The 14,902-nt window shown below is 56.0% G+C and carries 8 protein-coding genes; 6 read left to right on the top strand and 2 right to left on the bottom strand.

Going from position 1 to position 14,902, the window contains the following annotated elements:
* The first annotated feature begins 5 nt into the window (after window positions 1–5).
* The 3 genes from AC5S3R_RS15545 to AC5S3R_RS15535 are packed head-to-tail and all read left to right on the top strand — an operon-like array spanning window position 6 to window position 5,511.
* A complete protein-coding gene (locus AC5S3R_RS15545; RefSeq protein ID WP_494268027.1) occupies window positions 6–2,246 on the top strand; it encodes a xanthine dehydrogenase family protein molybdopterin-binding subunit in 2,241 nt (746 codons plus the stop codon).
* 14 nt (window positions 2,247–2,260) lie between these two features.
* The gene (locus tag AC5S3R_RS15540) at window positions 2,261–4,492 is read left to right on the top strand and encodes a xanthine dehydrogenase family protein molybdopterin-binding subunit (protein ID WP_494268026.1); all 2,232 of its coding nucleotides are present in this window, start codon (window positions 2,261–2,263) and stop codon (window positions 4,490–4,492) included.
* Window positions 4,489–5,511, top strand: coding sequence for an XdhC family protein (locus AC5S3R_RS15535; RefSeq protein ID WP_494268025.1), 1,023 nt, complete (start codon window positions 4,489–4,491; stop codon window positions 5,509–5,511). The genes AC5S3R_RS15540 and AC5S3R_RS15535 overlap by 4 nt, the downstream gene beginning before the upstream one ends.
* A 204-nt stretch (window positions 5,512–5,715) precedes the next feature.
* On the opposite strand, the gene AC5S3R_RS15530 is transcribed toward AC5S3R_RS15535, so the two are convergent.
* On the bottom strand, window positions 5,716–9,327 hold the full coding sequence (locus tag AC5S3R_RS15530; RefSeq protein WP_494268024.1) for a TonB-dependent receptor: 3,612 nt from the start codon (window positions 9,325–9,327) through the stop codon (window positions 5,716–5,718).
* A gap of 226 nt (window positions 9,328–9,553) precedes the next feature.
* Here AC5S3R_RS15530 and AC5S3R_RS15525 point away from each other — a divergent pair, with 226 nt between their 5' ends.
* Both AC5S3R_RS15525 and AC5S3R_RS15520 read left to right on the top strand, forming a co-directional pair.
* Window positions 9,554–10,624 (top strand): LacI family DNA-binding transcriptional regulator, encoded by a 1,071-nt coding sequence (locus tag AC5S3R_RS15525; protein ID WP_494268023.1) that lies wholly within the window; start codon window positions 9,554–9,556, stop codon window positions 10,622–10,624.
* Between the two features lie 63 nt (window positions 10,625–10,687).
* Window positions 10,688–13,345, top strand: a complete 2,658-nt coding sequence (locus tag AC5S3R_RS15520; protein ID WP_494268022.1) for a glycoside hydrolase family 2 protein — start codon at window positions 10,688–10,690, stop codon at window positions 13,343–13,345.
* Window positions 13,346–13,438: 93 nt separating this feature from the next.
* On the opposite strand, the gene AC5S3R_RS15515 is transcribed toward AC5S3R_RS15520, so the two are convergent.
* Window positions 13,439–14,047 (bottom strand): DJ-1/PfpI family protein, encoded by a 609-nt coding sequence (locus AC5S3R_RS15515; protein WP_494268021.1) that lies wholly within the window; start codon window positions 14,045–14,047, stop codon window positions 13,439–13,441.
* 231 nt (window positions 14,048–14,278) lie between these two features.
* Here AC5S3R_RS15515 and AC5S3R_RS15510 point away from each other — a divergent pair, with 231 nt between their 5' ends.
* A complete protein-coding gene (locus tag AC5S3R_RS15510) occupies window positions 14,279–14,890 on the top strand; it encodes a uracil-DNA glycosylase (protein ID WP_494268020.1) in 612 nt (203 codons plus the stop codon).
* The last annotated feature ends 12 nt before the right edge of the window (window positions 14,891–14,902 follow it).

Here is a 14,902-nt window from a genome sequence, read left to right as displayed (position 1 = left end):
TGGTTATGGCGACGGTTACTGTTCCTACCGGGGAAGCGATTATTGGCGCGGCGGTGCCGCGGATTGATGGGCCGCTGAAGACTACAGGCGTGGCGCGGTATGCGGTGGATCATGACTTGCCGGGGCTGGTGTATGGCGTGCCGGTGACGAGCACGGTTGCCAAGGGGCGGATTGCTTCGCTGGATACTTCGGCCGCGGAGAAGATGGCGGGGGTGGTGGCTGTCTATCATCACGATAACTTTGATTCGAGCTACAAGGGGCCGGGGTTTTCGGATGGGGCGATTACTTCCTGGGGACAGTATGTGGCGCTGGTTGTGGCGGAAACGCTGGAGCAGGCGACGAATGCTGCGGATGCGGTTCGCGTGAAGTATGACGCGGAGACGCCTGATGTTCGAACGGAGCTTTGGAAAGACTACTCCGGGGCTTGGAAAAGTGCGTGGAAAAGGGGAGATCCTGATGCGGCGCTGAAGACGGCGCCGGTGGTGATTGATGAGATGTATGTGACTCCGCCGGAGACGCATAACCCGATGGAGATGCATGCGCTGGTGGCGGCGTGGGAGGGCGATCATGTGACGCTGTATGACAGCTCGCAGGGCGTGGTGGGGCATAAGAATACGCTGGCGAACTGGCTGGGAATTCCGAAGGACAATGTGCGCGTGATCTCGCGGTTCATTGGGTCGGGGTTTGGGTCGAAGCTGTTTGCGTGGCCGCACTCGGGGCTGGCGGCTGTGGCTGCCAGGAAGCTTGGGAAGCCGGTAAAAGTGAGTATGGACCGGCGGCTGATGTTTGCGAATGTGGGGCACAGGCCAAGGACGCAGCAGCGGATTCAACTGGGAGCTACGCCGGATGGGAAGCTGCTGGCGATTCGGCATGATTTTCTGAATCACACTTCGATTGCGGATGATGTTGTCGAACGGTGCGGGGAGCAGACGCCGTTTTTGTATAGCTGCGCGAATCTTGAAACTTCGAGCGGGTTGGCGAAGAGGAACATTGGGCGTCCTGCTCCGATGCGCGGGCCTGGTGCGGTGCCGGGGATTTTTGCGCTGGAGTCCGCGATGGACGAACTGGCCTGGAAGCTGAAGATCAATCCGGTGGAACTGCGGATTCAGAATGACGCGAAGATGGACGAGGGGACGAACCTGCCGTTTTCTTCGCGGTATTTGAAGGAATGCATCCAGACGGGCGCGAAGAAAATTGGATGGGAGCGTTGGAGGCCTGAGGTTGGGTCGATCCGGCGCAATGGGAAGATTGTTGGGCTGGGAATGGCTGTGGCTAGCTGGAGCTCCTCGCGGGAGCGGTGCAATGCGATTGTGGAGATGACGGCGAATGGGCGGATTGCGATTAAATCTGCCACGCAGGATATTGGGACGGGCACGTATACGATTTTTGCGCAGGTGGTGAGCGAGAAGACGGGCGTGCCGCTGGATCGCATTGATGTTTTTCTGGGGGACACTTCCCTTCCCGATGGGCCTACTTCGGGTGGTTCGCGGGCGACGAGTGCGCTGCTGCCGGCGGCGCTGTATGCGGTGAATCATGCGGTGGACAATCTGCTGGCGGTTGCTTCACAGACGGAGGGGTCGCCGTTTCATGGCATGGAGGCAAGCGCGCTGATAGTTGCGGGCGGGCGTGTGCATGCAAAGGAGACGCAGACGGCTCACCTGGTTGGTGCTTCTTATAGCAAGGGCGCTGTACCGCCTCCGGCTGGCGTGCCGTTTGCGGAGATTTTGAAGGTAGCGAATATGGAAGGCGTTTCGGGAACAGGGACGACGGTGCCTTCCAGCCAGACCGCGAAGGATAAGGGGTACTCGCAGCACTCGTTTGGCGCGCAGTTTGCCGAGGTGGAGTGGGAGCCGGAGATTGCGCGGCTGCGCATCTCGAAGATTGTTTCGGTGTATGACGTGGGCAGGATTATCAACATGAAGGCGGCGCTGAACCAGATGCAGGGCGCGACGATGATGGGCGTGGGAATGAGCATGATGGAAGAGACGATTTACGACCATCGGACGGGACAGCCTATCAATGGAAGCTTTGCGGATTATCTTGTGCCGGTTTGTGCGGACTTGCCGGAGATTGATGTGACGTTCCTTGATAAGCCGGACCCGATTGTGAATGAGTATGGCGCGCGCGGAATTGGCGAGATTGGGCTGGCAGGGATTGCTCCGGCGGTGACTTCGGCGGTGTATCACGCTACGGGGATTCGGATGCGGGAAGTGCCGGTCCGAATTGAGGATTTGTTGCAGGCTTAGGGACGAGAAAACAGATGGATATTACGACGACAACTTCGGCCTCGATTGTTGGGAAGGCTACGCCTCGGATTGATGGGCCGCTGAAGACTAGCGGCTCGGCACAGTATGCTGCGGATTTTCACTTTGACCGTATGGCCCATGCTGTTCCGGTGACGGCGACCGTGCCCAACGCAAAAATCGTGCGGATTGACGCGGCTACCGCTGAGAAGATGCCGGGAGTGCTGCTTGTACTTGACCACGGTAATATCGGCAAGCTGTACCGCACCGTTCCTGGCGATAGCAATGCGACAAACTCAGAGGTTCGCGCAGCGCTTGAGGATGAGATTGTCCGGCACTGGGGGCAGTATGTGGCCGTGGTAGTTGCCGAGACGCTGGAACAGGCTACTGCCGCCGCGCATGCGGTAAAGGTGGAATATGCCAAAGAGCCTGCCGATTTGCGAATCAAGCTAAGTGACTATGACGGCAAGAGGAAATCCAACTCGAAGCGCGGCGATCCGGATAAAACGTTTGATATGGCTCCGGTGAAGATTGACCAGACTTATATCACTCCGGTTGAAACGCACAATCCGATTGAATTGCATGCTTCGGTTGCGATGTGGGATGGCGACCGCGTAACGCTGTTTGAGACTTCGCAGGGCGTGGTGAATCATCGCGTGGTGATGGCGCAGATTCTTGGATTGCCGGTGGAGAATGTGCGCGTGGTTACCCGCTTCCTTGGGTCGGGGTTTGGCGGGAAGTTGTTTCCGTGGCCGCATACGGCGTTGGCGGCTGTGGCTGCGAAGAAACTGGACAGACCAGTGAAGCTGAGTTTGACGCGGCGGATGATGTTTTCTTCCGTAGGCTATAGGCCACGCACAGAACAGCGCGTGAAGCTCGGCGCTACGAAGGAAGGCAAGCTGCTGGCGCTGCGGCATGACTCGCTGAATAACACTTCGATTCTGGATGACTTTGATGAGAACTGCGGCGAGGCTACGCCTTATCTCTACTCGGTTGCGAACCTGGAGGTGACGAGCGGGCTGGTGCGGCGGAATATGGGCGCGCCGATGTATATGCGCGGGCCGGGCGCGGTGCCGGGGTTGTACGCGACGGAAGCGGCGATGAATGAGCTGGCTGAAGCCTTGCAGATGGACCCGGTGAAACTGCGGCTGCTGAATGACACCGACAAAGACGAGAGCATGGGCGGGATTCCCTTCTCTTCGCGACATTTTCGTGAGTGTTTGGAAGTTGGCGCGAAGAAGTTTGGTTGGGAGAAATACAACCCGGCTGTTGGGTCGATGACGCGCGATGGGAAGATTCTGGGCTGGGGGATGGCGGGCGCGAGCTGGATAGCGATGCGGCTGGCTTGTACTGTGGCCGTTGAATTTTGCGATACAGGCAGGCTTTGCGTACGGTGCGCTACGCAGGATATTGGGACGGGCACTTACACCGTGTTTGCGCAGGTGGCGCATGAGAAAACGGGGGTGCCGCTCGAAAATATCGACATTTTTATGGGCGACAGCGCGCTGCCGGAAGGCCCCATGTCGGGCGGGTCTATGGTGACCGGATCTGTGCTGGCGGCGATTGCGAATGGCGCGGATGAGGCTATTAAAAAACTGCAGGCACTGGCAGCAGAGACGCAGGGAGTGAAAGCAGAGACAGTTGCTTACTCCGCGGGGCGCGTGCATACGAAGGATGGTTCGGCGGCTGGCGGCAGCTCGTTTGCTGAGTTGTTGAAGGCAGCAAAGCTGGCGCGGATTAGTGCAGAAGGCAAGACTATTGCGCAATGGGAGGACCCGAAGATGAAGGGGTTCTCGATGCACTCGTACGGCGCGCAGTTTTTGGAAGTCGAGTGGGAGCCGGAGATTGCCCGGCTGCGTGTGAGCCGCGTGGTGAGCGTGATGGATGGCGGGAAGATTATCAATCCCAAGGCGGCGGCGAACCAGATTGCTGGGGCTGTTGTTATGGGCGTGGGCATGGGGTTGATGGAAGAGACTGTCTACGACCATCGGACGGGGCAGCCTATCAATGGCAGCATGGCCGACTACCTTGTGGCGACTTGTGCAGATGTGCCGGAGATTGATGTTACGTTTCTTGACTATCCCGACCCGGTGATGGGCGGGTATGGCGCTCGCGGAGTTGGCGAAATTGGGCTGGCGGGAATTGCGCCGGCAATTACAGCCGCGGCTTATCACGCAACCGGTGTGCGAGTGCGAGAACTCCCTGTACGCATTGAAGATTTGTTGCAAGCGAAGATTGAAACAGCATGACAGACCTTGAGCACATTTTGCCGCTATGGAGGGAGTTGGAAACCTCCGGGGCGGAGTATGTGCTGGCTACGATTGTTGCCGTTGAAGGATCGAGTTATCGCAAGCCGGGGGCGAGGATGCTGCTGGCAAGCGATGGGAGGCGAGCGGGGACGGTTAGTGGTGGATGCCTGGAGGCCACTGTTGCCCAAAAGGCCTGGTGGCTTACGGAAGATGGGCCCGTGGTTCGGGCTTACTCGACGAAGGAAGATGATGGCGAGCTGCCATATGGGTCGGGATGCGGAGGGGTGGTCTGGATTCTGCTGGAACGGAAAAAGACTGCGCGGGTGTTGATGCTGGCGCTAAGCGCAGCGTTTGAGGCGCGGGTTCCGCTGGCAATTGCTACGGTGCTGGATGGGCCGGAGACTGGTCGGCGGTCGTTTGCGTCTACGACAGATGAGGCTCGGGCGGAGCTTGGGGATACGGATGCGCGGGTCTGGTTGGATGTGCGTGCGGCGCGGCCAGGGCTTTGGGTATTTGGCGCGGGCGATGACGCGAAGCCACTTGTAAAATTTGCGCGCACGATGGGGTGGTTTGTCGCGGTGGCCGATGGGAGATCGCATCTGGCTACGGCTGCCCGGTTTAACGATGCAGACCGCGTGTTTGTGACGCCTTGTGAGTTGGACGTGCATACGGGCGATGCGGTGGTGATTATGACGCATAGCTTTGAGCAGGATTCGCGGGCGCTTTCCTTGGTCTTGGATGGAGCTTTGCGGCCTGCGTATGTTGGCGTACTGGGGCCGCAGAGACGGACTCGCGAGATGCTGGAGGACGCGGCACAGAGGATAGGGTTAAAGGCTTCGGAACGGCTGATCGATAAGTGGCTGGATGAGCTACATGCCCCGGTAGGGCTCGACCTTGGCGCAGAGAATCCGGCTACGATTGCGCTTTCGATTCTTTCGGAGATTCAGAAGGAGTTGGGCAATGGAACTGGCTTAGCATTGAAGCAGGTGCGAGGAATTCGGACGGCCGTGAGAGTTTAGAAAAACAGAAATAGGAAATAGAAAGCAACTGCAGATCCTTCCCTCCTTCTCTTCGTAAGATCCTCGAGACCGAAAGGCTACTAAATTCGGGGTGATACCGCTACTTTTGTAGGAGAACTGAAAAAGATTAAAGCGGCGCTCGATTGATTTTGAGCGCCGCTTTTGTTTTTGTTCTTCGTTTGTGCTTCCCTGCTCTACTTGATGCTAGAAGGTGAAGTGCGTTCCAAACTGAAGTTGGCGGGGCTGGTTGACTGTGCCGTAGATATGGCCGAAGTCCTCCTTGGCACTGCAGTTGCTGTTGGGGTCGCCGGGATTGCATAGGTTTACGTCGTGCACACTGTAAACGTTCGGCGCGCCGTACTGTGGCTTATTGGCGAGATTGTAGGCAGAGAACTCCACACGCCACTTGAACCGGTCAGTGAAGGCAAAGACCTTGTAGATGGACATGTCGAGGTCGTTCGCGCCTTGGGTGCGGACCATGTCGAGATAGGCCGGAGCGTTACCCGCGACATAGGGCGAGCTCGGCAAGGTGAAGCAGTCCGGGCTGAACCACGTGGTAACCGTGTGCGGCGCACCAACGCCAGGATTGCAGCTCAGGTTGGGCCGCTGGGCGAAGGGCGCAAGTGGATCGCCGGTTCCGGGTGTGGCCAGCGGGATGCCGGTAGAGCGATAGTAGATGCCGTTCAACGTCCAACCACCGAGGAGTGTGTTTCCGAGACCCGAGAGGGCGACGAGGCGGCCCTTGCCAATAGGAAGATCGTAAGAGGCTTCGCCGGTGAACTGGTACTTTACGTCCTGTGGGCTGACGGAATGCTCAAACTCCATATTCTTGGAATCCTGCGGCCCACCGGCATGGGAGCCGACAAAACCGAGGGGCGGATTGCCATCGTTGGTCATAAGCTTAGCCCAGGTAAAGCTGGCAAGCATGGTGAAGTGGCTGGTGAGCCGCTTATTGATCTTGGTCTGAAGTGAGTGGTAGTTGGAGAAACCACCGGGATCGCCGTTAACGGTGACGCCATCGCCATAGTTGCCGTCGCCGTATTGCGGGTACTGTTCGAGAGAAACAAAGAGAGGCACGGTGTCTGAGCCGTAATTGGCATTGGTGGGATCTTGGATGGCCTTCCACTGGTTAGGAACAAAGACGCTCTGAAGTTCGGGCCCGTACTTCCCAATGGTGGCCAGATCAAGTGTATTGAGATCGACCGCTCCGAGCGGGATGTAAATGCCGCGGCTGCCCACATAAGCCGCCGAGAGAACAAAGGAGTGGGGCAGTTCGATCTGGTAGCCCAGGTTGAAATTGTAGGTAGTGGGCGTGGGAGTGTGGTGCAGCACGGTGGAAAGAGCGGTGCCGAGATTGTGCCCGTAGCCACTGGTATTCGAGAGTGGCTGCAGTACGCCGTTCGGGAAGGGATTGGAAAGCGGGTTCAGGAGCACAGTGTTGCCGAAACCGCCGCGGTCGTAGGCGATGGTATTGGGATCATAGTTCCACTGGGTAGCGTTCCAGGTGGTGTTGGTAGTAAATCCATCGGAGTCGAGACCAGCGGAGCCTACCTGCTGTGTGGAGGGGCCATAGTAGATGCCACCTCCGCCGTTAAAGACGACGTGAGGCGTGGGCTGCCAGGAGAAGCCGATACGCGGGCCCAGATCGTGCATGTTGGTCTCGTAGGGCGAACGCGAGTGACCATTGCCGACATAGACCTCGGCTCCGGTGAAGTTGACGCCATTGACCGAAGTGCTGACGGAGGGATCGAAGTATTCGAGGCGATTGTGGCGCTCGGTGCGTCCACCGAAGATGTCCCAGCGCAAGCCGAGTGTGAGGGTAAACCTCGGCGTGACGTGCCAAGTGTCTTCGACGAAGGCCGCGTAGTAAGGATTAGATTCGGCAGCGAAAAGATCCTTGGAGAAACTGGGGTAACCGGCGGACTCGTTGCCCGGCGTCATGCCGATGCCCAACTCGAAGCTGGCGAAGTCGCTGCCGCCGACATAGGAGTTAGCTGTCTGGTCGGTAGCAGTAACGTCAAAGCCATAGGCTCCGGAGGGAGCCGGCGGCTGGCCGACATTGAGGAAGCGCTTCATATATTCAAAACCCGCTGAAAGCGAGTGCTTACCGATGGATTTGGTCAGCGAGACGTTGGCGTCGTGGTGCTGCGAGGCATAAAGGAATGTATTCCAGTTGGCTGTGCCTCCAACCCAGGAGCCGTTGTCGCCAAAGAGAATCAGTGGGAGGATTTTAAGGTTCTCCTGTGCGGCAAGGTCAGAGGGAAAGCCAACAGAGGTAATGTCGAAGCCGTCCTGACGTGGGTCGCCGCCCTGGTTTTCGTAGTGGCGGGTAAAGGAGTAGCGGAGGCTTAGCGCGGTGGTTGCGTTGAGTGCAATGTCGTCGGCGAGAAGGAAGTTCTGCGCATGGGTAACATTCTGCGCGTAGTTGGGATCCCACTCGTTGCCGAATGCGTTGACAGTGGCTTGCGTGTGATGATCCCACGAATAACGTCCGAAGATGCGCTGTTTGTCGCTTTGCGCCCAATCAATGCGGACATCGAATTTCTTGAAGTCGGTGGGATCGGTGCCAGGATAGTAATAGTTCGGGGTCAGATCATCGGAGGCTGACTCGCAGTCCACGCCGGGAATATTCGAACGGTTGCACTTAGGCATGTGGGAGAAGAAGGTCTGAGAGATGGCAAGCGGGCTTGCAACGACGTTGCCGGAGAGAGGCTGGCGTGTGCCATCGCCAAGATCTGGCTTGGTAGGGTCATAAACGGTGATGGGATTACCGTCCACATCGGAGAGGGCGGAGAAGTTACCATTGCGCTCTGCGGCGGTGGGAACGACAAGGGATTCGCCTGCGAAGAGCTGCTGCTGGGTAGCTTCAAAATCTCCGAAGAAGAAGAGCTTCTTCTTGTAGATGGGACCGCCGATGGAGCCGCCTTCCTGATAGCGATGAAACTCGGGTGGCGTGTTCGCAATCCCCTGCTCAACCTGATTCTGCTTATTGAAGTAGTCATTGGCGGCACCGATGTTGGGGCGGAAGACGCCGAAGGCTGAGCCGTGGAACTTGTCTGTGCCGGATTTGGAGGCGACGCTGATGACACCTGCTCCGCCTGACTGGAAGCTGGCCGGGGTGTTCTGCGTCTCTACGCGAACTTCATCGACGGCTTCCTCAGGCAGGTCGAGCGCGGGCATGATGGCGCCAGCGTTGTTCTCCGCGATGCCGAGCGGGCTGCCATCCACCATGTAGTAGACCGATCCGACGATGGCGCCGTTGATGGTATAGGAGGAGACATCGACATTGGGACGGCCTGCGCTGATGCTCTGAATGGACTGTGAGCTGGATGAGTTGGGCGTGCCGTTGGCGGGCGTGACGCCGGAGCTGAGCTGGACGAGATCGTAGACATTGCGCGTAAGCAAGGGCACACGGTCGATGGTTTCCGCGTTGATGAGCTGGCCTACGGTGGTGTTGCTGGTATCTACAAGTTCCGTGGTCTCCGTGACGGTGACGACCTGCGAGACAGAGCCAACCTTGAGCTTGAGATTAAGAGTAGTGGTCTGGTCAAGGGTGACACTAACATTCTTTTGAACGAGCGTATCAAAGCCCTGTGCCGATACGCTGATTTCATAGCTGCCAGGTGCAAGCGAGATGAAGGAATAGAGGCCAGACGATGTGGCTTTGGTGGTGAGCTGAGTACCGGTGGCGGTGTTCGTTGCGGTTACGGCAGCCCCGGGAATGATGGCTCCGGTCGTGTCTGCGACGATGCCGCTGATACCGCCGCGGCCAGCTTGCGCGAGGAGCAGGTGGATAGAAACGAAGATCAGGAGCAAACAGCAGAACTGCCTCACAAAAAAGCTTGCACAGGATTTTCCGGTTCTCATCTCGTGCCTCCGGGATTATATTGATTGAAACGTTTGAATCAGTGTTTAGCGCAATATATGTTTTGAGCCATGAAGTGTCAATGAAGAAATTTATGCGCGTGGAACATGGGTAGAATCCCTAGCCTGCCGCGACAAATTGAATTTTCTAAAAAATGCTGAATCAGGAGGCTGACGAGTGGGACAACGCAAGTCCGGCCACGTGACGTTGCTTGATATTGCTCGTGAGAGCGGCTTCTCTGTGTCTACGGTTTCGATTGTGTTGAGCGATGCTCCACTTTCAAAGAATGTTGCGGAGAGAACGCGGGAACATATTCGCACAATTGCGCAGCAGCTTGGGTATCATCCTGACGCTTATGCACGCAGCCTGCGGCGGCGCAGCACAATGACGATTGGCGTGCTGGCGTTTGACCTGTCTGACCCGTTTTGCGTACCGGTGATACGAGGGATTCAGGACGGTGCACATAAGGCAGGTTATATGCCGCTAGTTATGGATGCGCAGACACAACGAAAATTGTTTGACAGCTATCTGCATACGATGCTGGAGCGGCGTACCGAAGGCGTAATTGTAATTGCGAGTTGGGTATTTGAAGAGGCGAACCTGCTTGGAGATATTCGCAAGAACAATGTGCCAATCGTGATTGTGGGACGTGATTTGACGCAACAGGATATCAGCTCGATTCTTGTGGACAATGAAGCAGGCGGAGCGATGGCTGCGTGGCATCTGTATGAGTTGGGACACAGGCAGATTGCGGTGATTCGCGGTCCAGAAGAGTTGTGCGACAGTGAGCCGCGTTGGGCAGGAATTCAGCGCATTGCCCGGGAAACAGGCATGAAGCTGGATGAGCGGCTTGTGTTTCAACTGCGTGGCGTGGCTGGCCCCGAATCCGGTTTTGAGGGCGGCGTGCAGTTTGCGAAGAAGATGCTGGCTTCACGAAAATCGTTCAGCGCGGTTCTGGCGTTTGATGACCTGACAGCGCTCGGCGTGGTGCGCGGATTGAGTGAGAGAGGAGTGCGCGTACCGCAGGACTGCTCTGTGATGGGTTTTGATGATGTTCTGCCAGCAGAGGTGGCTACACCCGCGATGACTACGATTCGGCAGCCACTACGTGAGATGGGCATGGAAGCTACAGAGAGCGTATTGCATGCGATTAAGTCTGGAGCGAATGTCAGCAAAACAAAGCTGCATAAGACACAGCCTGAGCTGGTGGTGAGGATGTCTACAGCGAAAGCAGGAAGTAAAGAGTAGGCTCTTTGCTCCTCTTGAAATATGGCTGTGCGCAGGATGATACTTCAAAATTTGGTGGAGAAGATGATGATGAAGGCAGGTTGGGGTTTAGTGTTGCTGACCGTAGTGGCTATGCCTGCGGCAGCGAAGAGTTCAATACCTCTGCATGAGGGATGGCGCTTACAGTCTGCTTGTTCGCTCCATGCGGGAGGCGAGACTATTTCAACGGAGAACTTTGCGGTAGCGGATTGGCAGAAGGTTAGCGTGCCGGGCACGGTGCTTGCATCGCAGGTGGCTAACAAACAAGTACCTGATCCGTTTTATGCGATGAACCTGCGGTCGATTCCCGGAACTACTTATCCGATTGGCCATAACTTTGCGAATTTGCCGATGCCGGAAGATAGTCCTTATCGATGCGGGTGGTGGTATCGCACAGAGTTTGCCACACCTGCTGCTGAGCGCGATGGACGCGTATGGATTCACTTTGGCGGAATCAACTATCGCGGCGAGGTATGGGTAAATGGCCATCTTGTTGCCGATGGGAAGACGGTTGCAGGGGCTTATCGCACTTACGACTTTGATGTGACTGAGTTTGTAAAGCCACGCGCAAAAAACGTTCTCGCTGTGGAGACGTTTGCGCCCACAGAAAAAGATTTGGGCATTAACTGGGTAGACTGGAGCCCCTGTCCGCCGGATAAGGACATGGGGCTTTGGGGTGATGTGACGCTTAGCTCAACTGGGCCTGTGACGCTTAAGTCACCGCTGGCAGTAACACATTTTGAAGATGACTCGCTAAAGGTTGCAAATGTGACTGTGTACGCGGATCTGCATAATGCGGCGGACCATGCAGTAAAGGGCGTGGTAAGCGGAACGGTGGCGGGCGTAAGAATTGAACAGGCTGTAGAACTGTCGGCCCATGAGGACAAGGAAATTGCATTCTCGCCGGAGAGACTTGCGCAGTTGCGCATGCGGAATGTAACTCCGTGGTGGCCAAAGCAAATGGGCGAGCCACATCTAGAGCAACTTTCGTTGAGCTTTGCGATTGGCGGCGTGAAGAGCGATGAACAGAGCGTGGAGTTTGGGTTTCGTGAGATTACGAGCGAACTGACTGCGAATGGGGCACGGCTGTTTCGCGTAAATGGGAAGCCGATTTTGATCCGCGGCGCAGGGTGGAGCCAGGACATGCTGTTGCGCACGGATTCGCATAGGCTGCAGGAACAGTTCCGGCTGGTGCGAGAGATGCATCTGAATACGATTCGCCTTGAGGGAAAGCTGGAGACAGAAGAGTTTTTCCATCTTGCGGATGAGCAAGGGATTCTTGTACTGCTGGGATGGTGCTGCTGTGACCACTGGGAACGGTGGAACACATGGACGCCTGAGGATTTGACGATTGCTACAGAGTCACTGAAATCGCAGATGCTGCGGCTGCGGCATCATGCAAGCTTGCTGGTATGGCTGAATGGAAGTGACAACGCTCCGCCGGCGAATGTAGAGACGGCGTATTTGAATGTTGAAAAGGAGACGCATTGGCCGAATCCTACGTTGTCTGCTGCGTCGAGCGCGAATACAACTGTAGGACTGAACGGCGTGAAGATGACGGGGCCTTATGACTATGTTGCTCCGAGCTACTGGTATGTGGATAAGCAAAATGGCGGTGCTTATGGATTCAATACGGAGACGAGTCCGGGGCCTGCAATTCCCTCATTGGCGAGCAGGAAGAAGTTTCTTACAGACGCAGAAGCCTGGCCTCCGAACGATGAGTGGAGCTTTCATAATGGCGGCGGCAAGTTTGCGACGCTGAAGGTTTTCAATGAGGCAATGGCAGCGGTGTATTCCGAGCCGAAGAGTGCGGCCGATTATGAGCGCGTGGGGCAAACGATGGCGTATGACTCGGAACGCGCAATGTTTGAGGCCTACACAAAGAACAAGTACAATTCGGCGGGCGTGGTGCAGTGGATGTTGAACAATGCGTGGCCTTCAATGATCTGGCATTTGTATGATTACTATCTCGATGCGGATGCGGGCTACTTTGCGGTACGGAAGGCTTGTGAACCACTGCATATTCAGTATGCGTACGACGATGCAACTGTTGAGGTAGTGAATAGCACATATGCGGCAGTCAACGGACTGCATGCGAGCTTGAGTGTTCATGGGCTGAAGTGGAATGAGTTATATTCTGCGCAGGTGGATTTGAATACGGCTGCAGATAGTGTGCAAAGAGTGTTTGGGATTCCGGCTAAGACGATTACCGGCGAGAAGATTGTGTTTATTGACCTGATGCTGAAGGATGCGGGCGGGCGCGTGGTTAGCAGGAATTTTTACTGGATTCCGGGGACACTAACGAGCTTTGATTGGGCGAAGTCAGACTACACACATACGCCGGCATTGAAGCATGAAGACTTGAGTGCATTAATAAGCTTGCCTGCGGCTGAAGTTACGGCTTCTGCAGAGATGGAGAAGACAGCGAAGGAGCGCGTGGTACGTGTGCGGCTGAAAAATTCGCAGACGGCGCTGGCGTTTCAACTGCATGCTGCTGTGAGGACAGAGAGCGGTGGATTGATTGCTCCTGCCTACTGGAACGACAACTGGGTGGAGCTTGCACCAGGTGAGACTATAGTATTGACGGCACAGTTGCCAGAAGATGTGCCGGAGAATGTAAAGGTGCAGGTAGAGGGATGGAATGTGGCTCCGGTGGAACTGACACCGCACGCGACCCTGGCTGTGAATCAAGGCGGCAAATAGGTACGGCCTTGCTGAAAGCGGTTGGCGGAGAGTATTGCTTGTGCCCCATCCTGGCAGCTTTTCTTGCTGCCAGGATGGGGCACAAGCAATAGGTTAGCCGGCGGCGGTTAGCTCTGGTGTGTTAGCTGCCAGGTGAGCTTCTAGAACTTCGAGGAACTTTGCGAGCCACGCCGGATGTGCCGTCCATGCGGGGCCAGTAACCAGCTTGCCGTCTACCACGGCGTCAGAGAAGTCTACTTTTACAAATGTGCCACCGGCCAGTTCTACTTCCGGAGCACAGGCAGGATACGAGTTGAGCTTTTTGCCTTTCAGAATCCCGGCGGCTGCGAGGAGCTGCGGGCCATGGCATAGAGCGGCGATAGGCTTATCGACTTCGGCGAAGTAGCGAACGATATCGAGGACCTTGTCGTTGAGGCGAAGATACTCTGGCGCGCGGCCACCGGGGACAACGAGCGCATCGTAGTCTTCCGGCTTGATTTCATCGAAGGTTGCATTGAGGGTAAAGTTATGGCCACGCTTTTCGGAGTAGGTCTGATCGCCTTCAAAGTCGTGAATAGCGGTGCGAACCTGATCACCTGCTTTCTTGCCGGGACAAACAGCATCCACGGTGTGACCGACCATTTGCAGCGCTTGGAATGGGACCATGATTTCGTAGTCTTCTACGAAATCTCCGGCGAGGAGAAGAAGCTTGGCGGATTTCATTGCAGGATTCTCCATGAAGGATGAAATTGCAGTACTCACGATGTAATTTTCGCGCTTACAGTTTGACGGTGCAAGTTTGGGTTGGAGTGGGAGTGCGGTTTGAGTGAAGAAACCACCTACAATTAATGTATGGTTCGAACAACTCCTACTTCCCTTTCCTCGCTTGCGGAATTGAATGCTGAGATTGTGAAATGTATACGCTGCGTCCGGCTGCGGGAGCATTGTCTGCAGGTGGCGGAGACGAAACGCCGCGCTTACATGGATTGGGAATATTGGGGGAAGCCAGTGCCTTCTTTTGGCGATGCGAAGGCACGCGTACTTGCGCTGGGGTTAGCGCCGGGGGCGCATGGATCGAATCGTACAGGGCGACCATTTACTGGAGATGGATCTGGGGATTTTCTTTATCCGGTATTGTATGAGGCGGGATTTGCTTCGCAGTCAGAAGCAGTTTCTCGTGAAGACGGGATGAAGCTCACGGATTTATTCATCACCTCCGTAGGGCGATGTGCTCCGCCGGGGAATAAGCCTACACCGGAAGAGTTGCGTAACTGCCAGCCATGGCTGGATGAGGAGATGCGGCTATTAAAGCGCCTTCGTGTGGTGGTTTGCCTGGGGAAAATTGCCTTTGATGGTCTGATGAGTTGGGCTATGCGGACAGGGGTGATGAAAGCGAGAAGCGGGTATGTGTTTGCGCATGGCACAGAGTACACGCTGCCTAATGGATTAGCAGTAATTGCCAGTTATCATCCTTCGCTACAGAATACGAATACAGGTAAGCTGACGCGCGCGATGTTTCTGAAAATTTTTCAGCGGGCGAAAGAACTGGCTGAAATCGAAGGATGATATTCCTTTCTT

The organism is Occallatibacter sp. FHG110214_02, from assembly GCF_059115385.1.
This window is presented reverse-complemented; position numbering and strand designations above follow the sequence as displayed.

Bases quoted from the DNA above. Each gene is read 5' to 3' on its own strand.
- AC5S3R_RS15545 (WP_494268027.1), top strand. From the start codon at position 6: ATGGCGACGGTTACTGTTCCTACCGGGGAAGCGATTATTGGCGCGGCG.
- AC5S3R_RS15540 (WP_494268026.1), top strand. From the start codon at position 2,261: ATGGATATTACGACGACAACTTCGGCCTCGATTGTTGGGAAGGCTACG.
- AC5S3R_RS15535 (WP_494268025.1), top strand. From the start codon at position 4,489: ATGACAGACCTTGAGCACATTTTGCCGCTATGGAGGGAGTTGGAAACC.
- AC5S3R_RS15520 (WP_494268022.1), top strand. From the start codon at position 10,688: ATGATGATGAAGGCAGGTTGGGGTTTAGTGTTGCTGACCGTAGTGGCT.
- AC5S3R_RS15515 (WP_494268021.1), bottom strand. From the start codon at position 14,047: ATGAAATCCGCCAAGCTTCTTCTCCTCGCCGGAGATTTCGTAGAAGAC.